Consider the following 21,826-nt stretch of genomic DNA (forward strand, 5'->3'; position numbering starts at 1 on the left):
TGTTAGTCGCAATCTCTTAACAAACCGTTAACCCCACATTTTTGGCACAGCTGATCCACCATGCTAATTTCGGCACTTGAAATACCACGTGGATTTTTTATTAATCAATCTTAACCCAAATGTCTGAGTACCTATATAAGCTAAGGCCTGCCTAAAAAGCACTTCGGCATTTAAAACAAATACCAAATCAATGCAAAATCTGAATCGTATTTCATTATTCAGCAAGGCTATATTTGCCCTGTGCTTTATCACCATCATTTCATGTAAAGACAGTATGCTGGAAGAGGTCAGCTCTACTAAAACTGAACAGGAATCAGTCTTAAATAAAACAAGCTCTACAGCTCGCTTTTCTGATGACCTGGCTAAAAGATGGGCACCTATTCACTACATGGATGTAGACGCTTCCGGCACTTATGCTGAAGGCGGGAAATCTGATTACATTTCGGCTATTAACTATGATGGCGACTGGAATGCACTTAACAACTGGGAAAACGTATCTGCTTACGGCAATTCTCTGTATGCTCATGTATACTATTCTGTAGTAGAAACCTCTACGCACTGGTACCTTATATATGCTTTCTTTCACCCAAGAGACTGGACAGACAATCCTTTTTTATACAGCCTGGATCAGCACGAGAATGATCTTGAGGGTATTTTAATGATGGTTCAAAAGAATGGAAGCACATATGGGTCATTACAAGGTGCGGTTACAGTGAGTCATTCTGATTTCTATTCATACACTACTTCAGGTAGTCCATTAACCAATGGTAAAGAGAATATTGATGGCACATTACAATTAGCTAACCACGCTGGAGCTATGCACCCGGTAACTGCGCAAGAAGCTAAGGGTCATGGTCTTAAAGCATGGCCTCAAAATAACATCAACGGTGATGGCATCATCTATTATCCTTCTATGAGTGATGTAGCTCAGAAACCAGCTGACAATTATGATAACTATGTAGAATATAAGCTGGTAAACATATTTGAAAATGGCGGACTTTGGGCTCAGAGATTTAACACTAACCTTTTTTATAATGCAGGCGGTGGCTTTAAAGGAAACAACTTTAAAGATGGCGGCGCTAATGCTCCCTGGGCCTGGAATGATGGTAATGATGGAATAGTTCAAGGAGGTGAAATGGCTACTGATCCGGCCAAACTTTTTGACAATTACTTTGATGGCATCGGCAATATATCGCATGTGTATACCAGCAATACTTACAACCCGAATGGCGGCGGTGTAGCCACTCTTTATCAGGATTGTGACTTTAAAGGCTATGCTGTATCTCTTCCGGTGGGTGATTATACACTTGGCCAACTAGAGAGCTTAGGATTATCTAATGATGATGTTTCTTCTTTAAGAGTAGAAAGCGGTTATAAAATAGTTTTATACTGGAATAATAACTTTTCAGGAAGCACACTTACCAGAACTTCTAATGACAACTGTCTTGGAAATGAAGGCTGGAACGACGAAGTGAGCTCAGTAAAAGTAATGCACCAGTAAGCATTTTCTTTAAATAAAATTAGAGTTTCACAGCATTTTAATCGGGTAAGACCGCTACCTGATTGAAAGCTGTGAAACTCTTGTATTTTTAAACATGACAAAGACAAAGGTTTTACATGCCCTCCTGATCTTGGCATTAGGATTTTTCTTTTCTTACTGCACCTCTCCTCAAAAAGAGCTAGCACACCCCACACTATTGAGAAGCCCCTATTTACAGTGCGCCTTCCAGGATAGCATTACTATTTTATGGCGAACGGACACCGCCGAAATATGTCATGTAGAATATAAAGATGACTCAAGTTCCGAATGGCAAAAAGCAACCGGTACTACCAGGCTTACCAACACGGGAATAACTGAAAATGAGGTGGTTATTAAAAACATTCTGCCTAACAGTAAATATGATTACAGAATATTCTCCAACAACATTCAACTGAAAAGCTCTGAGTCCTATTGGTTCCGGTCACCCATTGCTGATAATGATACTTCCTTCACTTTCTTTGCTGTGGGTGATATAGGTGAGCCTGTAGATTATGGCGGAACACCTGATGTTTTGGCCAAAGCCCTGGCCCCACATATCGACTCATTAGAATTTGGTGTATTATTAGGTGATATTGTTTATCCTGACGGCCGCAGTGAACTGTATGACGAAAACCTTTTCCAATACTTTGATCAGGTATTTCCATATGTACCGACCTATGCGCTACTGGGCAACCATGATTGGCATGAACCAGATAGCAATTATGTAAAAGAATGGAAACTACCTCATAATGAGCATTATTACAGTTTCAACTATGGTAAAGTGCATTTTATAGCACTCGACACAAAATTTGGTGAGCTCTATGAGTATGAAAAACAAGTAGAATGGCTGAAACAAGACCTTAAAAGCCGCCCTCAAAATAGCGAATGGACACTGGTATTATTACACCATAATGGTAAATCATGCACCTACAAGCAAGACTATGAAAATGTGATGAGCCTTTATCCTGTTTTTGATTCTGCCAGGGTAGATCTTGTGCTCAATGGTCATGCCCACACCTACGAAAGGTTGAACCCAATGGATGGCGAAGGAATGCCGATAGCCGAATATATTGGTAAAATCGTTACTTATGAAATGCCTAAAGGCTTTATCAGCATTACAGTAGGCAGCGGCGGAAAGTTACGAGGAATAGGATCGGACCCAACTCCTTACACTCCAGACCCTGAGAATTGCCGACATCCTAATTTGGTAGCCAAGGCCGATCACCTGTGGGCTTATTTACAGCTAAACATTTGCGGAACAACGCTTAAAGCCAAAGCTCTGGGCACAGAGACAGGTAAAATAGTTGATGAATTTACCATCATAAAATAACCTTTTGCTCATAACTATTGGATAATGAAATCTGACCTTTTAAATTGAGTCGCTAAAATTATTGGTATATGCAAACGGCCATTTTCACTTTGATAGGCACAATATTAGGAGGTCTGATTTCTTATTTTTTACAAAGGCAAAAGTTTAATCATGACTTACAAATAAGACGTGAAGCCGATAAAACTGATTTTATAGCAGAAACTACGGCCCGTCACTTCCTGAGTCATAAATCATATACAGATCGTTCTTTTGATACTTTAAAGAAGCATTTGGGCGGCTTTGAAGATGATGAACTACGCAAAATACTGGTACGTGCCGGTGCCATTAGAGACTACCGCAGCGATGGCTCAGAATGGTGGCGACTACTCTCCAGAATGGATGAATATATTGAAAAAAAGAAGGCCGAACAGGACTAATAGACCAAAGTAAAAAGCACGATAAGCACACAAAACAAGGCCGAATAAAAACCTATTGCTTTAAGCATCTTCATACTTACACTTTTATCCGCACGGATATTTTTTATAGCCGCAGCATCGAGTAAAAATAAGATTAATGATTCCATAGTGTTTTTCTTTACTAGTGTGATGAGGCCATGGTTTATTACAAATTATTTTATCACAATATCATATTTACCCAACAGACCGGCCAGTGACTCCTTAGAAAATTTGGTCTTTTTAAGCTTATTGTTCTCAGGATCAATCATAAAGTTAAAAGAGGTGGTCATGTCTGATTTATCAAGATTAGTTCGGTCAAAAGTAGCTCCTGCAAAATCACACTCATGGAATAAGCTCTCAGACATATCAGCCTCTACCAAATCCACTTCATGCAGTGAACAGTGGGCAAGCCGGGTTTTCTTTAATGACTTTTTATAAAATGATGAGAAGTTTAAAAGGCAATTTTCAAATGATACATCGAAAAGAAAGTCATTGCAGGCATCAAAGTGAATACCCATCAGTTTACAGTTTTTAAACCGCACTTCTCTTAATGCCACATCCGCCATTTTCACATTGCTGAGGTCACAGCCATCAAAATCGCAATCCATAAAAGTAATACGGCTCAGGTCAGCCTCTGAAAATATACATTGGGTGAAACTACAACCGTCATATTCGGCAGCTTCTAATCCTCGGGTAAAATCTTCTCCTTTAAAACGTTGATCCTGAACCGTATCCATTATCCTTATTCTTTTATTACCATATCAATACACATTACCGCAGCTAAAATAAGTATACGCAACGGATGATCCTGCGGCACTTTCTCATCTATTTGAAGCATGTAATTATCAGCAGTAGTAAAGAGCTCCTTCCCTATACCTGCCCATTTTTTGTTGATTCTGGCAAACTCTTCATTGCCACTTACGAATTTAAAATCCCAACTGGTCCACTTTCCTTTCAACATGCACAACTCTTTTTCGTTCGCATCCAGCACCTTGAACTTCCCGCCTATAGAGAAGAACTTCTGTTTGAATTTACCCACCAGCTTATCCTGGCCGTCATACACCTCCACAGTACTTAAAAAAAGAGAAATACCTCTACGAACGCTCAGCACTTTTTCACCAGTTCTGGTCTTGATTTCTACATGAAAAGGAGTCATCCTTTTATAATCAGTAAACCTGAACATTTTGGTAAAAAAATTAAGCCCATCCTCTCTACAGGTCATGATCATCTCCTGAGTCTGAGGATTGTAAATATCATAGTTATTGGCCGCTTTAAACATGCCCACATGCTCTTTAATCAAGAACAGATTGTGGTTTAACACTGGATTCATGTAATAAGATTTGAGGTTTCAGAATAGAAAAACTATCCCTTTAGTAAGTTTTAAAGCGTGCAATCTAATACAAAAAAGTAAGAATCAATATTAAATTTGAGGGAGTGCAACTATGACTCCGACTTAAAAATTAACCACATTTTGCTTGGCGCAATGCTGTAAGTTCACAAATAGCCCAAATGATGAGAAAATGAATGGGTGACTGATTTCTTATTCTAAATGAGTTATTCAATACCGTGTTAGAGACACTTGTCAATTCGCTAACTGCCCGCTATGCCGTTTAGTTGATGTTGGACGTAGCTTTTTAGTTAATATTTTCGCCATGTAATAGTTACAAAGTAGAATAACTGCAGGAACAGCTATAATTGAAAATCTGCTTATGAATATCAACATGAGCGTCATAGCTAGCCCTGTCAAAATGAATAGCGATAAAAAGTGAAAAGTCAAAGTTTTGATATTAGCACTTCGAAAGTAGAACAAACCGAATGTAAAAAAGGTCAATGTTAATTGAAGCAGGATTGGAGGAATAAACCATAAAGGATCCCCTTTAAACTGAATATGAGTGTCAATGATAAATTCTTTGAATGCTATTTCGTTTTGCTGTTGATCGTTAGTCAAATCTGATAATTGAAGTGACTGCATTCCTATTGGAGAATAAAAATAGAGCTGTGTTGTCGGTCGATATTTGGTAAAAAAACTGAATTCACCGAATTCATCGTGCTGATATACGCCAACAAAAAGAAAAGAAATTACAAGAAATGTAACCCCTAAAAGTAAGTATATGTATCTCTTAATCATCTAACTGTTACCTATAACGTTTTAGACAAACTGCATTTTAATGCAGTTTAGGTTTTGTTGTGTACAAGTTTTACTTCTTGTCAAATTTTAATGAAACCTTTGGAAATTGAGCATCCATAAACATTTTGCTTCTTCCGTAAAGGCTTATTTTTCCAACTTTATCGAAAACGTTTATTTGTCCTTGAGCATTTATCAAAACCTCATCACCACAAATACCGCTTTGATGATTTTCGTTTATGTACTCCCAATTGCTCTCTATTTCGTCCTTAAACACGATTGTAAATGCTGGTTGAGTATACTCGATTAAGTAGTTGCCATCGTCCATCTGCCTTGGGTTGAAATCAGGGTGAGAATTGTAGATCTTATCCAAGGTCAGTTTAGCCGATGATACTATATCGGTTTCCCATTCGCTTCTTCTTAGGGCATAGAACCACTTTGTTTGACCCAAAACTAACGTATCACCTTTAACAAAGGTAGTAGTCGGCATATCATCTACAAATCCATTAATGTAGGTGTCAATAAATTCCTTGCCACTTTCCATCTCTGTTAAACCTTGTCCAATTTCTCCGACTTTTTGATCAGTATAATCATAGAATACTCTATGACTTAGTTTCCACCCTTTAGGAAGATTAAATGATACGTTTTCTTCTTTGATGACTGTAAAGACTGTCATCCATATTTGCTCTTTCTTATTTTCTTTTTCAGTCATGCAGTAATTGATGTCAACATCCATATAAGAGACACATAACATTCTCTTATCTCTTTAATGGGTCAATCTAATTAATTTAATTTTTAAAATGAATAGCAGGGTTTAATCAATGGCTGACTGATTTCCTATTCTAAATGAGTTATTCAATACCGTGTCAGAGACACTAGTGATCATTGAAAAGTTCGTAGTCACAGACTACGAAAAGCTAGCGTTTTAATATTATATATAATCATCTATTTCTGGTATTATTGGACGGAAAAATGATTTCAATTTTTTAAGACTTTCTTCGGTTGTCCCATAGATTTTAATTATATCAATTGGACGCTTTCCGGTATTATCCATTAAATTAATATTTGCGCCATTATCAATAAGTAGCTTTAATTTTTCAATGTCTTCAGGATAAGGTTGATCCCTCTCACTTTGAATCATGCCATCTATTACATAATCAAACATCAATCTGGTTGGATTCCCCATGTCAATATTAACATCAGCTCCTTGATCTATAACAAACTGTAAAACTTCTGTTTTATCTGAATTTATTGCTGCTATAATTGGTCTTGTGTCATAATCATATTTCACATTTATATCTGCGCCCATCAAAATTAATCTATTTGCTTCATCTAGATTTCCTTGATGAATATATCCACTGAGTCCTATATTTTTATCCATTTTATTGGTCAGATCAACATCTAGTTCATCACCTGATGCTTAATAATTATACTTTTTAATGACTTACAACGTTTAATTTAAAATGCGTTTTAATGCATTTTCACATAGTGCTGTGGTGTCTTTTACTTTTCTTTTAGTTTAGTTTCAGTTCTCTGGATAACAATATTCCCTTTTTCATCTAATTCATTTGCATGCTTAACCTCAACAGTTAATTCATCACTGATAAGCAATTTCAGTGCTGCCTTAGATTTTTCTCGAAGGATATTCCAATCATCTTCATGTTTTTCCATTTCAAACCAAAATTCATCGTCTTTTTCTTTACTCCATTTGTCAGTGAGTGAGTCGAAAACCTCTGAAACCCGCATGCACTATACACATTGTTAGGGTGTCGTTCTTCTATTCACATAATTTCTTCAATTCCTTTTTATTCTCTACCCTTTTTAGTGTACTTATATTATCCATTAAAAAGTCTCGAATATCTTCAAATTTTTGGTCAATAAATTGAGGACTTGCTAATCCAAAAATCTTGTCGTCCATAATAATACATGCAAATAATTGATTTGATACTTCTTCATTCATTCCATCAGGCATCTTGTACCACCAAATAAGGACATCCTTATCACTTGATAATGGGGCTTTTTGCATCTGTGCCTCAAGTTTTGTTTGGAACTGTCTCGACATATAATTTACTTCACTTGAAACATAATTTGCGAGAATCTGTAATTCTGTTAATGATTTTCCTTCAATCACATAATTGGCAGTATCAACTATCAAATATTGAAGAGCATACATATCCACCGATATTACATTTTTTCTTTCAGTAGTTTTTACATCGCCTAGTATCTTAATAGTATAAGTTGATTTATCTTTTTCGATAATCCAGAATGCTTTTGTTGAATCACATCTCTCAACTGTCTGTCCAAACAAATTGCAAACTGTTAGAATTAACGTAATTGCACCAAATAATTTCTTCATTTTTTCCTTTTTTAAAACCAGGTTTATCTCTAATTAGTAATCATTTCTAATATCAATTTTATGCTCTATTCTTCCAAACTGTGTCTTAATGAATGCACCCTAACGATTTGTATATGGCAAGTAGGGCAGTAAAAAGCACTGAACTATCGAGTTGCTCCGAGCCAAATGGTTTATTTTGTTTTTAATTTATTCATTCTTAAAAGCCAAATCAATGATTTGGCGGTGTTTCAAATAACTATGTTTGGTAACGCCAAGGCTAGCCATCAGGCCGGGCACTTGTTTGCGTTTTCTTTTCAAGTTACAATTTCCTATCGTTAGAGCAACTAGCTTCCAGGCTCTGTTTTCCACCCGGTTGTGGCTAGCTGATGTTGTAGGCTGGCTTTGCTTCTCAAAAACTCGATCAGGCTAATTAGATTATTATTGATTTCCTGATTCGAATTCCATTCAAGTTTTTTATCCCCTAATTCAAATTGGCAGAACAATCCATCTAGCGTAATTCCGCCCCAATTGGTTAGCTCCAAATCTAATTTTAATAGCCCTTCAAGCTTATTTAACTCAACTGGATTCAATGCTATATCATGATTTGTAACTGCGAGTCGATCAAGATTATAAATCCCTTTGTCAAATCTCTTATTGTCAAATTCAGCGTTCCAGATTGCGAGTTTCAGGCTGCTTGTTTTTCCTTCAAATTGAGTAATTGAAAATGCATGAGTCAGAAGCTGTCCAAGTTCAATGTATTGGAATCGCAAACGTTGAGATTTAATATCTTTTCGGTTTGACAATTCTTCAATTATCTGATTCCAGTATTCTGTTCTGCTATTTGAGAATTTTTCCATTCTAATTTGCTAGCCTACAACATCCGTATAAGAGACACAAAACATTCCCTTATTTCTTTTATGGGTCAATCTAATTAATTTCATTTTAAAAATGAATAGCAGTGTTTTGTGAGCCTTTTAATATCCTTTAATAATTGGCGGCTGTGCTAAAAAATGTAATAATTATACCACCATGCCAAGCATGGCAGCAACAGGTGTAAGATTTATTGTTCTTGACTTAATCTGAATAAAAGTTCGTGAAGCTCTAGTTGTTCGCACTGGTACTCGTTAATAGTACCATATTCAAAATAATCGGATATATTAAAGCCTTCTTCTATGTCATTATACCAAATAACTTGTGAACCAAGAATTGCAACTACCCAAAAGCCTTCTCCTTCCTGACCATATTCATTTTCTTACCATTTTACTAGTGGAATTTGAATGAAGCTCCAGAAATGTTGAATTTGGTTGTTTAGCCTATTTTCCGACTGTTTGATTAAGTCGAGCACTTCCTCTTTTGTAATTGGAGTCCATTCCATAAAAAAATAAAATTTTGATCAAATTACCGTGTCAGAGACACTAGTGATCATTGAAAAGTTCGTAGTCGCAGGCTACGAAAAGCTATGAACAGCTAATATTAATTGAAATGCTTTTGATGTAATTCCCCTCCACCCTGGCTCAAACACTAATAAGAAAGCATTAGTGAAACCGCTGAAACTACCAGGCTCATTACAAACATGGTAAATGGCACTAGCATGATCAGCTTTACATAGGAAGGAAATACGTCGAGCATGGTCCTTAGTTTTTGAAAGTAAGGGGCACGCTTAATCCATCTGTGTAAGCCAAAGAGAATGGCTGCTGTAAATAAAGAAATGGGAATTATAAGGACCTTATAATAACCCACATCTCCTTCTAATAAGATCATAGGTTAGAGAAATTATACTCTAACCTACGAATTTTTCACTAAACAAATCAAGTATTTTTAGCTATTCGCTTCTCAAAGACTTCACGGGATTAGAGCGTGCTGCCCCCCAAGCCTGGTTCGCCACTATCATTACTGCAAAGGCAAGTGCTATGCAACCAGTGGCTGGGAACACCCACCAATCAATGTCTGTACGGATGGTGTAGCGCTGCAAATATGAGTTGAGCAGCCACCAGGCTAATGGTGCAAAAATCACGAAAGAGATGATCACCAGCTTAGAAAACTCTGCCGAAACCAGCGCTACCAAACTGCTCACTGATGCACCCAAGACTTTTCTTATGCCTATTTCTTTAGTACGCTGCTCTGCTGTGAAACTAGCTAAACCAAACAGCCCCAACCCAGTGATGAATATGGCTAGGCCGGCAAATATGGCCGCTAGTCTACTAGTAAGATTTATGGTGGTAAATTTCTTGGCAAAGTCCTCATCTACAAAGCGATACTCAAATGGATAGGCCGGATTATACTTTTCAAAAATAGACTTTACCTGAGCTACTGACGCCTGCAGATCGTTAGTTTTGCTGAGCCTCAAAGTAACCAAATTATCGCTCCACTCTCTATCAATTACTATAAACATGGGTTTTACAGGATCATAGGGAGAACCCATAAGCGTATTATCCACCACACCTATTAATGTTCTTTTACTGCCCCATAAGTCAAGCTGAGTACCAATCGGCTCTTCCAGATCCATTAAATCTAAGGCTGCTTTATTGATAACTATGGCTGAAGTATCGCTTTTAAAATCCTCTGAAAAATCACGTCCTTCCAGCACTTTGATGCCCATCGTTTTAGTATAGTCATACTCAGTGGCAATGGTGGTGAAGATCACTTTTAAATCTTCCGGCTTACCGGGCCAACCAAGAAAGTTATTAGAATTGATGGAGGTAATAGAACTATTAGACTTTGTAACCGACTCTACCAGTCCTGAACTTTGAAGTTCTAACTTCAGTGGCCGGTAGTTCTTTATCATTTCATTGTTCATAGGTATGCTAAGCAAATTTTCCTGCTCATACCCTAAATCTCTGCTTTGTACTAGCTGTATCTGCTTATAAATCACGGCAGTACCGATGATGAGCAATATGGCAAAGCCAAACTGTAACGTAACCAAAACCTTTCTGGGTGTACTGGCATTTTTACCTACTTTAACTTTCCCCTTCAGCACCTTAACCGGCTGAAAAGAGGATAAGTAAAATGCCGGATAGCTCCCAGCCACAACACCTACCAGGACTATAAAGCCCAATGAAACCATCCAAAATTCCAGAGATAAATAATCTATAGTTAAATCCTTCTCTACCAGCTGATTATAATAAGGCAATAGAAGTTGAGAAACCAGAATAGCTAAAACATAGGAGATGAAGGTAATAAAAACCGATTCGCCTATAAATTGAAGTATCAATTCTATTCGTCCAGAACCTACGCTCTTTCTTACCCCTACTTCTTTTGCCCTTCTCTCAGACCTTGCAGTGGCCAGGTTCATGAAGTTGATACAGGCAATCAACAAAATAAACACCGCGATAATGGTAAATAATTTAACATAATCGCCCATACCCCCGGTGGCTTCGCCATTTTCAAAATTTGAATTGAGCCTCCACTCTGATAATGGGAGCAAGAAAAATGTTCTAGGCATATCATCCTGACCATTTTCAGTAAGCATAGGCGCTACTGACTCACTTACAGCCTCTTCATGGTCCGCATCATCAATTTCCACATAAACCTGAAAAGAATAGTTACCCCAGTTATCCTGATTATTTACTACCCATTCTTCCACAATAGCTCTAAATTTCCAGGGGAAGAGATATTCAAATTGAAAAGAAGAATTACTAGGGATATCCTTTAAAATTCCTGTAACCTTCAAATCATTTGCATCATCTATTCGCACCAATTTACCCATGGCGTCTTCCTTACCGAACAAGGCTTTCGCCAAAGATTCTGTAATAACTATGGAATAAGGATCATCCAGAACGGTAGACGCATCTCCTTCTAATAAAGGGTATTCAAACATTTCCAGGAATTCCTCACTTACTGCATAGCCATCTTTATTGAACCTGGTGTCTTCCCATTTCAGCAAATGTGTACTCCCCCACCCTGCTACAGCAGAATTAACAATGTTCACATGCCTATCCTTCAGTGCTTCATACGTAGGTAGCGGCACCGAACGCCAGCTATTAATCTTGCCATCAAAGTCTGCATTAGCCCATACCTGATATAGCCGATCTTCCTTTGGAATGAATTTGTCAAATGATGTCTCATGCTGCACCCATAGAAGTATTAGCACCGCACAAGCTATACCTATGGCAAGACCAGTGATGTTAATAAATGAATAAACACGATTTTTAAGGAGGTTGCGAATAGTAACCAGTAAGTAATTCTTAAGCATGGTGGTCGATTTTTTTAAGGTATACTCAAGATTTTCAGAATGGTAACAAAAAACCGCTGAAAATCAAGTTCGCTTAAAAGACCAGTGCTCTATTTAAAGGTTGCATGCATTTCAGGAAATAAATTATTTCCAATCCACATTCAGCTGTTGTAGTGAATTTTTAAGAAGGGGAAGCGAATCTTTGGCTACAATCTGAGTATTGATAGTCATGGATTTATCATCAGTAGACAGTATGTAATCGCCAGCAAATTCTCTTATCTGTTTAATTTTATCTAAAGCCAGCTTTTTACCAAAAGGACCATTTTCATTGATGAATCCGTTTTCTATGGTAACGTACTTAAAATATCTTTGATAAAAATAAACTGAAAACGAAATCAATGAGAACAAACACCAGGAAATTATATTGCCGGAGAATTGCTCTCCCGAAACTATGGCAATGACAATGGGAAGTGCCAGAAAAATGGCAGAGTATAAAGTTATGTTAATATGTTTTTTACTATATGCGATTCTCATACCCTTAAATTAATAATTTTTGACAATAAAATATAACTCAAGTCAATCTATTTATCTTCTTCCTATACTAAATCTCTAACTATCAGCTGTTAATTGAGTATTTTTGCTGGCGTTGATTCTATATTAGAAACTTATTAGTGGGTCAGAATGTTCGATCATCATGCCTAAGACTGTGTTATTTAATCGAGATGAAGTACTGGAAAAAGTCACCGACCTTTTCTGGAGAAAGGGCTACAATGGCACTTCCATGCAGGATTTGGTGGACACCACTGGTCTGAACAGATCCAGCCTGTATAATTCCTTTGGTGACAAGTATCAGCTGTATATGGAATCTTTAAGTCACTACCAGTGCCATCAAAGCGAGCTATGGCAGAATTACATAAAACAACAGGAATCACCTAAGGCCGCCTTAATTAACTTCTTCCAAAGCATACGCGATGGACTGATGGAAGAGCAAAATCATAACGGCTGTTTTTTGGCCAATTGTACCTCCGAATTAAGCAGCGTAGATCCACAAGTGCATGAGTTTTTAGTAAGCAATAAAGAAAAGCTGACTAGTTTCTTTACGAGTCTGATTAAGAAAGCACAGCAACAGAACGAAATTGATCCTTCTAAAGACGCTAAAGCACTCGCCCTCTACTTATTCTCTAGTATTCAAGGGCTTATGATCACCAGTATGATTGCGAAAGAATGTTCTGAAATTCAGATCATTACAAAACAAATATTAAACAACCTCTAATTTTTTTCATCTTATTTGAAACGTTCATTTCAATATACCGTTATTTGAAATGAACATTCCAAATAAAATTAACTATGAAAAGATTAGAAGGAAAAGTGGCTTTAATCACTGGTGGCAATAGCGGAATAGGCTTAGCTACCGCCAAGCTTTTTGTACAAGAAGGTGCCAAGGTGGTAATCACCGGCAGAAGACAAGAAGCTCTGAATGAGGCCATTAAAGAAATAGGTGGAGATGCGGTGGCTGTACTTGCAGATGCTAAGGACATTCCTGCCAACAAAGAGGCGGTAATAAAAACCGTAGAAGCATTCGGAAACATAGATATTTTGTTTCTAAATGCTGGTGTAGCTAAGTTCTCACCGATTTTAGACATCACCGAAAATCACTTTGATGAGCATTTTAACATTAATGTAAAAGGGCCATTCTTCACCATTAAAGAAGCCCTTCCTTATATGAATGAAGGAGGTGCTATCATCAGCACTACTTCCGTGGTAGGCCAGAAAGGTTTCAGCGGATCAGGGGTGTATTCTGCCACCAAAGCAGCACTAAGATCATTAAGCAGAGTATTGGCTAATGAGCTGGCTGAAAAGAAAATCAGAACGGTAAGTGTAGCGCCCGGCCCTATAGAAACTCCAATCTTCAGTAAAATGGACATTCCGGCAGATCAGGTAGATGAAATGGGTAAAGGTTTTGCACAACAAGTGCCTCTTGGTAGAATGGGTAAATCAGAAGAAATAGCAAAAACAGTTCTGTTTTTAGCTTCTGATGACGCCTCTTTTATCAACGGAGTTGAGTTTGAAGTAGACGGCGGCTTAAGTCAGGTTTAGCATTTATAAATAAGTAAATCCTGCGCTTACGCCGGATTTACTTATTTCATATTGGTGTAATATTTTAAATTTTAATAAAAATAATCATATAAATTACGGTTCATCTCACACGCCTACATGATTTTGTCCTATTGGTATGTCTCCACCTCGCCATCCTCCACAGTGATCTGATTGAATTTTAGCAGAAATCATTCATCGCTAGGCAATTAATCGGATTGCTTTTTTACTGCCTTTAATGTTCAGGAACTTTATCTAATACACTTAAATACAATCTGAATGGACACATTAAAAGGTAAAGTTGCTCTAATTACTGGCGGGAATAGTGGCATAGGCTTAGCCACTGCGAAATTGTTTATAGAAGAAGGCGCAAAAGTGGCCATAACCGGTCGGCGGCAAGAGGCCTTGGATGAAGCTCTGGAAAAAATTGGAGGCGATGCCATAGCCATACTTGCAGACGCGGGCAATCTTGACGCTAATAAAACAGCTATCCACAAAACCATAGATACTTTTGGTCACCTGGATATTCTTTTTCTGAATGCAGGAATAGCCAAATTCAGACCCATAGGACTCATCTCTGAAGATCATTTTGATGAACACTTCAACATCAATGTAAAAGGGCCATTTTTCACTATCAAAGAGGCGCTTCCCTTCATTAATCCCGGTGGTGTAATTATTAGTAATACCAGCGTAGCAGGATGCAAAGGTTACACCAATACCAGCGTATATGCAGCCACCAAAGCGGCGTTAAGATCGCTAAGCAGGGTGCTGGCTAACGAGCTGGCTGAAAAAAATATAAGGACTATAAGCATAGCGCCCGGGCCGGTGGAAACTGAGATATTCAGGAAAATGAATTTGAGCAGCGAAGAATACGACGCCATGGGTCGAGGGTTCACCGAGCAAGTACCATTAAAGCGGTATGGCAACTGCGATGAAATAGCACAATCGGTACTATTTCTGGCTTCAAGCGGAGCCACCTTTATCAATGGGATAGAACTAAATGTAGATGGTGGTATGAGTCAGGTTTAATGGGTTTAGTGCCTTAAAACATTCTTTTTAAGGCACTAAATCTTATTCATTCTCTCTAAAATACTCGAATGCATCTATAATGTCCAGATAAACACCATTAAAGCCAGCGGTTAATATTTTATCCAAATAGGCATTTTCATTTCCATAAATTACTTGTTGCCATTCTTCTTGCCAGTATCTCACTTTATAATTCCCTTCCCAATCCGGATTTTCCGCAGCAATAAATTTAGGGTTGCCAACCTGCCATGATTCATTCCAATAATATCGATAATCTTCAGCTTCCCCAATGCTCATATAACATAGCAGCAAACGCTTACCACCATTCTTCTTCGTTCTTATTTGCTGCAGTTCCTGAGTGTTAAATGCTTCTTCATTATGAAAAAGATCCATGATTACAGCATCATAATTAGTCTCGGCGATAGCCCCTAAAAAATCAGCCTTAGTATTATAATTCTCGCTATTGATCAGATAGAGAAAATTCCTAGCCTCTGAAATGTTGGTAATATCATCATCATTCTCATTATAAGGAGTTTGTGGGTATGCTGGAATACTATTGAGATCACGCTCATCTGCTGCAAATGAAATAAAGCCATTGGCCTCATTCTTTGCATACGAATCGTCCATTTTAGCTGGGGTTGAGCAATAATCTGTGGTGAGAACTTCTACTCCATTTTGCTCGAACAATAGACAAAAATCTAATAAATACTGCTTCTCATCTTCAGGAGTTTGTTCATCATCATTATCATAACCATAAAACATATCCTCCCTGCCGGTGGCATCAATGGCATTGACATAGTCCATTTGCACGTCGTTCTCCACATTACCAAACTCGGTAATTAATTCCTGACCATTTTGTGGTATAACTATAAAATTAGGATCAGAAGCTTTAGCATACTTACTGATGCCGATTACAAAATCTCGCATTTCCTGATCATACAGAACAATCCCCAATTGCTCGGGGCTGTCACTATCGCCGCACGAAGTAATTGAAATAATGGAGGTCAATAATAAGCTGATAGATAAGGATTTAGATGTTAATCTCATAGACATTAAAAACAGTTTAATATGATATTAGAAACTTGAAACGCCTCTAATATCATATTATTACTTTATCAGAAGTTATAAGTAACCGATAACATCCAGCGCTGTTTGCTCTCAATACTGGCCACATCATCGCTATTAAACTTCTGGCTTAGAGGATACTTATAATTCACCCCAACGGAAATTCTCTTCACATAGGTTTCTAACCCAGCGGTAAGCAGCATAGCACTTCCACCTGTGTTGGCCTGTAGTACTTCACCATCCTGATGCCTTTCAGCACTTTCATAATACAGACCTGCATTTGGCAATAAGGCTACGCTTTTCACATTTTGCCAATAGAAAAACTGACCGGAAGCATGAAACTGATTCCCAAATAGATAATCATCTGAATTTCTGGTATTTATCTTATAACCTGTCTCTGCGTTAAACCCTATTTTATTATACCGTACGGTGTATACAGAGGACAGTAAAAAATCGGTGCTCCCCGTGCCCAACTGAAAGTTTCTATTAACCAGGACACCATTATCCTGAAAATCATTTTCTCCGGTGGGTAGCTTTACTCCTCCCCCGACCATCCAGGTGTGTTTCAACATTTTCTGATCGTCATCACCGGTATTTAAAATCATGTAATTAGCCAATAATGTAACGTCACCCAAGCCGCTATTACTCACCTTCTGCTCGGTGCCATCCATGTTATTATAGCCATAAGGAACGAAGGCCATTACCTGTAATTTCTTGCCCACATAGAACCTGCCCCACAACTCTACTTTGCTATAGGTATCATGAGAATACTCCTCATTTAAGTATTCGCTGTTATGATTCATGTGTGCATAAAATTTAGCCTGACTCCACCGGAGACCGATGAAATTTTTATTATACTGAGGCAATATTCCAAAGTAATTGCCGCCCAAAGAACAGCCACAAACATCACAAGCTTTAGCGGATGTTAATGCCAGCCCGATGAGTAGACATATGATTATGATATATTTTTTCATGCTTGAATTAGTTAGGATCAAAAAACCTGGAATCGCTGACAAACTCACGATCAGTAAGGGTTTTCAAAAAAGTGATAATATCTGATTTCTCGTCATCCGATAGCCCGATGCCCGGCTGTTCACCTTCTTTCAATAATGACGCATCCAATGTTTTACTGGGCTTCACCCGTCCTGCATAATGGTCAAGCACTTCTTCCAAAGTGCTGAATCTACCATCATGCATGTATGGGTTGGTGAGCTGCACATTTCTTAATGATGGTACTTTAAACTTGCCTTCATCTCCCTCGTATTCCGTGATTCTGGCTCGGCCCAGGTCATTGGTGAAATCATTATCAAGGCCATTATTTCTAAAGCTTTCATCAGTAAATAATGTGCCGCTATGGCATTCGGTACAGTTCTTTTCAAATAGCAACATGCCTCTGCTTTCGGCAGCAGTAAGCTCATATTCACCTCTGAGATATTTATCATAAGGCGATTGATCTGAGACCAGCATCATCATAAACTGAGAGAGCGCGTGGAGTACCTGTTGGCTATCAATGGAGTCTTTTTGAAAAACATCATTGAAACGGGACCGATATTCTGGTAGCTCATTGAGCTTTTGAACTACTCCGGCTACCGTTTCATCCATCTCCAGCTCATTGGTAATAGCATTTACCGGCACAAAGTCCAGATGATTCACCCCACCATCCCAAAAGAAATGATTTTGAAAGGCCATGTTAAATATTCCTGGAGCATTGCGCGTGCCATGCCTGCCTTCTACCCCTACACTTAAGGTGTGTACCGGATCGGAAAAAGCTTTTAAGGGCTGATGGCATGTACCACATGACACAGTACCATCACTAGAAATTCTGGTTTCGAAAAACAGCATTCTTCCTAGTTCAAAGCCTTTTTCTGTCACCTCATTATTATCCAAAGGGTAAACCATTTCAGGAAAATAATCGGGTGCATCTAATTGCCATGAAGCCTCCACCTCTTCACTGGAAGAGCAGGCTGTGAGCCAGAATAATACACTGACGCACAGCACTCTCCATAGGTTGTTAGTCCGCATGAATGTGATCTAAGACAAAGGCATTGACATAATTTTCTGCTATCTCAGCCGCTGCTGCAGGAGAATGTCTGCTGGCATTTGAGCTAAAGTCTATTACGTTAGGGCTGTCAAAGAATTTCTTCACATCTACTACAATATGCGCTTGTGGCTTAAGATTAGAAGCTATGGTAAACTCACCAGACAAAGTGGTCATCTTAATGTTATCTACCAAGTTTGGGTTGTCAGGGTCTGACTTATAGCCGCCCATATGATACTGAAGCACCTGACCATCTTCTGTAGATTCTGGTGACTCACCCTCAAATTGCATAAAAATGTAGCCCATATTCCAGCCCCAAAACATGTTATTAGTTACATCAAGGGCTCCGGTTTGTGCCCCTTCCTTAACGCGATCGGCATCTACACCAATGGTGAAGGTAAAACCAGTGTAATCACCCTCAGGTATATCTGATAAAGTAATTTCTGTACTAGCTGGCTGTGATTCATCCACCAAATAGTAACCTTCTGCGCCGTCTTCTGAAAGTGGCATGGTGAAAGAGGTACCATCAGCGTTATGCAAAATGAAGTTGCTGATATAGTATCTCAGCTTAGTCACTTTAAAGCTTTGATCCAGGCTATTCATATATGGATAATCGGTAGTGTTGAGTGAAAGGTTAGTTCCTGCAACTCTGTTATCAAACTCGATAACCATTTCACCAGAAGCAGCATTATTCTCACCGCCATCATCATCCCCACAAGCTATGAATAAAGGAAATAGAAGAAGTATATATAAATATTTTATCGTTTTCATGTGTATTTAGTTAATTATCATTGATCACATTCAATGCCGCACAAGTCTGTTCAGCCTTAAATTGAAGGTCAAAAAAACTCCTGCCATTGAAGTGAGTTGCTACAAATAGAAAGTACAAAGCATGCATCATTGCCTGCATTTATCTGCTACCTGAAGCAAAATATTTAAATTAGAATTACAGTAAACAATTGATTATAAACCGTTTACCGATGACTTTGAATCAAAACGAAATTCTACAAGTCTGTAAATTATACTTTTGATAAAGCCTATAAATCTGAAATGAATAATTAGCTTTTAACCCCGGGGTGGGACAAAGAAATCCGAAATAAATGAAGAGACTAGCTGGTCAGCGTAGGTGGTATTGCCTTCATCATGGGTAATACGAAACTCACGATCCTGTAAGGTCAGGAAATCATGAATGCAATAAACAGACGTTTCCACTTTCAGTCTTTGAGGTGCGGTAGACTTACCAGCCTCCTGATCAAAAACCACTTGTAAATCTTCTTTAAGAACGCAGCTACCACGACAAACCGTGATAGGTTCATAGCGATTTTCACAAAGATTAGCTGCAATGTAATCTTGCTGAATTTTGAAAGCCATGTATACAATAGGTGCTTGAAAGGCCTGTATAAATAACAGCCCGGCTAATACATATGCTCCTATGATACTTGCTAACTTCATGGTTAAGCTGCAATATTAAATCAGGAATTTTTAACCACAAATAAAGAGCAGTGGATTTTAAATTATTCCTGACATAAATCATCTAAATCTTTCCCAATGTTGAAGGCCTTCTGCAGATGAGCTTCTCCTACCTGGTCCATATCCAGTGTTCCTCCCAGGATAATCATCTGTTTCTTTTCAAATCTATTTCCTAAACGGTCATCTACCATAACATTTCGCATGCTCTCTGCTATGCCTATTTGGTCTAGAAATTCATTGGGATGACCAGCGGTACATAAGGCCAGCCCCAGCCTGGGCTTATTCATCCTGATCAGTTTATGACCCTGCTCATCATAGCCGTAGGCATAACCCACTGTGTAGATCCTATCAAACCAGCCCTTTAATTTCGCAGGACAGTCGCTCCACCATACAGGATAAACGAAAATGATGACATCAGCCCATTGGATTTTCTCCTGCTCTATCTGCACATCTACAGGTATCGGCAGATCAGTATTAGCAAAACCCTCCCGCTCATACTCTACCTCCGACATATCCGATTGAAAACCCATCTCATACAAATCTGACACTTCTACAGCGTGTCCGCCTGCCTTTAGACCATCTACAAGATGACTCAAAACCTGATAAGTAAAGGACTTTTTACTGGGGTGAGCGTAAACAATAAAAGCTTTCATGGTTAGTGAATTATACCTAGCGACAGTTTTACTTCGAAGACTTCTGGAAACCACTGGTTATGGTTATCTCCTCTTTCTTGTTGATTTTTACGAATGTTAGGGTTATAAATTCTTATGCTTTCCCTATAGAAACGATTGATTTTAATGGAACCCGATAAATTCAAAGAGTATTTCTGTTTTAAGATAAATAGACAATGAGCATTAATTTCAGTATATAGATTATAAAACCGCAGGTGACGATCATAAGTACTTTCATTAGTTGGCCGAGAAAAATAGGAAGTATATTCTGGAATTAACCCAATTGAAAAATATGGCAATAAACTTCCATTATTAGTTAATGGAATACCAAATTCGTATTTAATAGATATATTAGTCTCCTTTATTTTCGTGTCATAAACATATCTTCCACTATTTACTCCTTCAAAATACTTTTCCTTTAACCATATTTCTCTGACCGAAATCCCGTGAATAAAAGATTTCTTGGTAATAAAAGTGACACCCAGATTAGGCCTGATATTAAAATCCGATTCCAAAGTAGTACTGTCCATATTTAGAAAAAATGCAGTAGCTCCCACTTCGTAAATTTTCTTTCCTGCCAGATTTTGGGCTTGAACTCCATAAATAGTAATTAGCATTAAAAATGCTGCAATGCGTATTCTCATTTTATTCTGTCTCCTTTGGATTAAATGCCGTGAAAGCCTGATAAGCCGCCTTATGAAGGATTGTTGCATGGTCTTCTTCTAATATGGGCTGAAAGTAATACTCCAGCTTATCATTTCCAGAATTTTTTATGGCCGATACTAGCTCCTCTGCCACTTTATGCATGGTAGGGTGCTCTTTTCCTAAAGAGACGAAAATCCTCTTTTCCAGCTCTTGATGAGTTTTAAAATATGAAGCTGCTTTACCTATCATTTGCTCCTTATCCCACCATAATGAAGGGCTCACTATGATGTAATCGTCAAATAAATCTGGCTTTTTCATTAAAATTTCGGTGGCTAAAAGTCCGCCCAGAGATTGGCCTATTATGGTTTTATCAGAGTTAACCTTGTAGTTTGCCTCGATAAATGGCTGTAATTCTTCACTTACAAATTGAATAAACCTGGGTGATCCTCCACCGGTGGGCAGGTCTCTTAAATCAAGATCGTCAGTGCTGGGATAGGTGAAATCCCGGTAACGATCTACATTAGCAATTCCTACTACAATACTTTTGGGCATGAGATTGTACATATTCATAAACTGAACCAGCCCTGCTATATGCGGAAAGTCCTCATTTTGAGAACCATCCAAAACATAAATGACAGGATAAGTTTGAGTAGAATCAGGGTGGTAGCCTTGAGGCAGATAAATGTTCAAGGTCCGCGTTTCATCTAAAGCCTTAGACTCTAATCTTTCTATCACCCCAAACGGAAATACCTCCTTACCTTGATACCTGGGCTCCAGATCTTGTGCTTTTGAATAGAATCCAATAAAAAGCAATAAGCAGCAAAAACAATTTTTCATAAGTATATTAATATTATGCCAATATAAGTGATTTAGAGCATATATCATTAACTATCCTAAATTGAC

24 protein-coding genes are annotated in these 21,826 nt (G+C 38.1%); 6 read left to right on the forward strand and 18 right to left on the reverse strand.

Annotated elements, in window-relative coordinates:
* Positions 1 to 190 precede the first annotated feature (190 nt).
* The 3 genes from LVD16_RS24015 to LVD16_RS24025 all read left to right on the forward strand — a co-directional run bounded on the left by LVD16_RS24015 (position 191) and on the right by LVD16_RS24025 (position 3,265).
* Entirely contained in the window at positions 191 to 1,501 is a 1,311-nt protein-coding gene (locus LVD16_RS24015; protein WP_233770844.1) for a beta/gamma crystallin family protein, read from the forward strand.
* A gap of 94 nt (positions 1,502 to 1,595) precedes the next feature.
* Positions 1,596 to 2,849: a metallophosphoesterase gene (locus LVD16_RS24020; protein WP_233770845.1), complete on the forward strand. Its 1,254-nt coding sequence runs from the start codon at positions 1,596 to 1,598 to the stop codon at positions 2,847 to 2,849.
* A 68-nt stretch (positions 2,850 to 2,917) separates the two neighbouring features.
* On the forward strand, positions 2,918 to 3,265 hold the full coding sequence (locus LVD16_RS24025) for a hypothetical protein (RefSeq protein WP_233770846.1): 348 nt from the start codon (positions 2,918 to 2,920) through the stop codon (positions 3,263 to 3,265).
* A gap of 191 nt (positions 3,266 to 3,456) precedes the next feature.
* On the opposite strand, the gene LVD16_RS24030 is transcribed toward LVD16_RS24025, so the two are convergent.
* The 10 genes from LVD16_RS24030 to LVD16_RS24075 form a co-directional block, all read right to left on the reverse strand.
* Positions 3,457 to 4,020, reverse strand: a complete 564-nt coding sequence (locus tag LVD16_RS24030) for a pentapeptide repeat-containing protein (protein WP_233770847.1) — start codon at positions 4,018 to 4,020, stop codon at positions 3,457 to 3,459.
* Between the two features lie 5 nt (positions 4,021 to 4,025).
* Positions 4,026 to 4,613: an LURP-one-related family protein gene (locus LVD16_RS24035; RefSeq protein ID WP_233770848.1), complete on the reverse strand. Its 588-nt coding sequence runs from the start codon at positions 4,611 to 4,613 to the stop codon at positions 4,026 to 4,028.
* A gap of 868 nt (positions 4,614 to 5,481) precedes the next feature.
* Positions 5,482 to 6,162, reverse strand: coding sequence for a hypothetical protein (locus LVD16_RS24040; RefSeq protein WP_233770849.1), 681 nt, complete (start codon positions 6,160 to 6,162; stop codon positions 5,482 to 5,484).
* Positions 6,163 to 6,339: 177 nt separating this feature from the next.
* Positions 6,340 to 6,789: an ankyrin repeat domain-containing protein gene (locus LVD16_RS24045; RefSeq protein ID WP_233770850.1), complete on the reverse strand. Its 450-nt coding sequence runs from the start codon at positions 6,787 to 6,789 to the stop codon at positions 6,340 to 6,342.
* Positions 6,790 to 6,911: 122 nt separating this feature from the next.
* Complete coding sequence (locus LVD16_RS24050; RefSeq protein ID WP_233770851.1) at positions 6,912 to 7,154, reverse strand: hypothetical protein; 243 nt, start codon at positions 7,152 to 7,154, stop codon at positions 6,912 to 6,914.
* Positions 7,155 to 7,185: 31 nt separating this feature from the next.
* Positions 7,186 to 7,764, reverse strand: coding sequence for a hypothetical protein (locus tag LVD16_RS24055; protein WP_233770852.1), 579 nt, complete (start codon positions 7,762 to 7,764; stop codon positions 7,186 to 7,188).
* Between the two features lie 323 nt (positions 7,765 to 8,087).
* A complete protein-coding gene (locus LVD16_RS24060) occupies positions 8,088 to 8,600 on the reverse strand; it encodes a hypothetical protein (RefSeq protein ID WP_233770853.1) in 513 nt (170 codons plus the stop codon).
* Between the two features lie 664 nt (positions 8,601 to 9,264).
* A complete protein-coding gene (locus LVD16_RS24065; protein ID WP_233770854.1) occupies positions 9,265 to 9,504 on the reverse strand; it encodes a hypothetical protein in 240 nt (79 codons plus the stop codon).
* A gap of 61 nt (positions 9,505 to 9,565) precedes the next feature.
* A complete protein-coding gene (locus LVD16_RS24070; RefSeq protein WP_233770855.1) occupies positions 9,566 to 11,935 on the reverse strand; it encodes an ABC transporter permease in 2,370 nt (789 codons plus the stop codon).
* Positions 11,936 to 12,058: 123 nt separating this feature from the next.
* Entirely contained in the window at positions 12,059 to 12,448 is a 390-nt protein-coding gene (locus LVD16_RS24075) for a hypothetical protein (protein ID WP_233770856.1), read from the reverse strand.
* Positions 12,449 to 12,608: 160 nt separating this feature from the next.
* Between LVD16_RS24075 and LVD16_RS24080 the strand changes: the two genes are divergently transcribed.
* From LVD16_RS24080 to LVD16_RS24090, 3 genes are all read left to right on the forward strand, one after another.
* Positions 12,609 to 13,187, forward strand: coding sequence for a TetR/AcrR family transcriptional regulator (locus tag LVD16_RS24080; protein WP_233770857.1), 579 nt, complete (start codon positions 12,609 to 12,611; stop codon positions 13,185 to 13,187).
* A 74-nt stretch (positions 13,188 to 13,261) separates the two neighbouring features.
* On the forward strand, positions 13,262 to 14,011 hold the full coding sequence (locus tag LVD16_RS24085; RefSeq protein WP_233770858.1) for a glucose 1-dehydrogenase: 750 nt from the start codon (positions 13,262 to 13,264) through the stop codon (positions 14,009 to 14,011).
* Positions 14,012 to 14,287: 276 nt separating this feature from the next.
* Entirely contained in the window at positions 14,288 to 15,037 is a 750-nt protein-coding gene (locus LVD16_RS24090; RefSeq protein WP_233770859.1) for a glucose 1-dehydrogenase, read from the forward strand.
* Between the two features lie 42 nt (positions 15,038 to 15,079).
* On the opposite strand, the gene LVD16_RS24095 is transcribed toward LVD16_RS24090, so the two are convergent.
* The 8 genes from LVD16_RS24095 to LVD16_RS24130 form a co-directional block, all read right to left on the reverse strand.
* On the reverse strand, positions 15,080 to 16,081 hold the full coding sequence (locus LVD16_RS24095; RefSeq protein WP_233770860.1) for an endo alpha-1,4 polygalactosaminidase: 1,002 nt from the start codon (positions 16,079 to 16,081) through the stop codon (positions 15,080 to 15,082).
* Positions 16,082 to 16,149: 68 nt separating this feature from the next.
* A complete protein-coding gene (locus LVD16_RS24100) occupies positions 16,150 to 17,073 on the reverse strand; it encodes a transporter family protein (RefSeq protein ID WP_233770861.1) in 924 nt (307 codons plus the stop codon).
* Positions 17,074 to 17,080: 7 nt separating this feature from the next.
* Positions 17,081 to 18,121 (reverse strand): cytochrome-c peroxidase, encoded by a 1,041-nt coding sequence (locus LVD16_RS24105; protein ID WP_233770862.1) that lies wholly within the window; start codon positions 18,119 to 18,121, stop codon positions 17,081 to 17,083.
* Positions 18,111 to 18,908 carry an MbnP family protein gene (locus tag LVD16_RS24110; RefSeq protein ID WP_233770863.1) on the reverse strand — a complete coding sequence of 266 codons (798 nt, stop codon included), beginning with the start codon at positions 18,906 to 18,908 and terminating at the stop codon, positions 18,111 to 18,113. The genes LVD16_RS24105 and LVD16_RS24110 overlap by 11 nt, the downstream gene beginning before the upstream one ends.
* Before the next feature lie 294 nt (positions 18,909 to 19,202).
* Positions 19,203 to 19,589 (reverse strand): hypothetical protein, encoded by a 387-nt coding sequence (locus tag LVD16_RS24115; RefSeq protein WP_233770864.1) that lies wholly within the window; start codon positions 19,587 to 19,589, stop codon positions 19,203 to 19,205.
* A 62-nt stretch (positions 19,590 to 19,651) separates the two neighbouring features.
* The gene (locus LVD16_RS24120) at positions 19,652 to 20,260 is read right to left on the reverse strand and encodes an NAD(P)H-dependent oxidoreductase (RefSeq protein WP_233770865.1); all 609 of its coding nucleotides are present in this window, start codon (positions 20,258 to 20,260) and stop codon (positions 19,652 to 19,654) included.
* Positions 20,261 to 20,262: 2 nt separating this feature from the next.
* Entirely contained in the window at positions 20,263 to 20,922 is a 660-nt protein-coding gene (locus tag LVD16_RS24125) for a hypothetical protein (protein WP_233770866.1), read from the reverse strand.
* Between the two features lies 1 nt (position 20,923).
* Positions 20,924 to 21,760 carry an alpha/beta hydrolase gene (locus LVD16_RS24130; RefSeq protein ID WP_233770867.1) on the reverse strand — a complete coding sequence of 279 codons (837 nt, stop codon included), beginning with the start codon at positions 21,758 to 21,760 and terminating at the stop codon, positions 20,924 to 20,926.
* Positions 21,761 to 21,826 lie beyond the last annotated feature (66 nt).

This window comes from Fulvivirga ligni (assembly GCF_021389935.1).
In the GTDB taxonomy this organism is placed as follows: domain Bacteria; phylum Bacteroidota; class Bacteroidia; order Cytophagales; family Cyclobacteriaceae; genus Fulvivirga; species Fulvivirga ligni.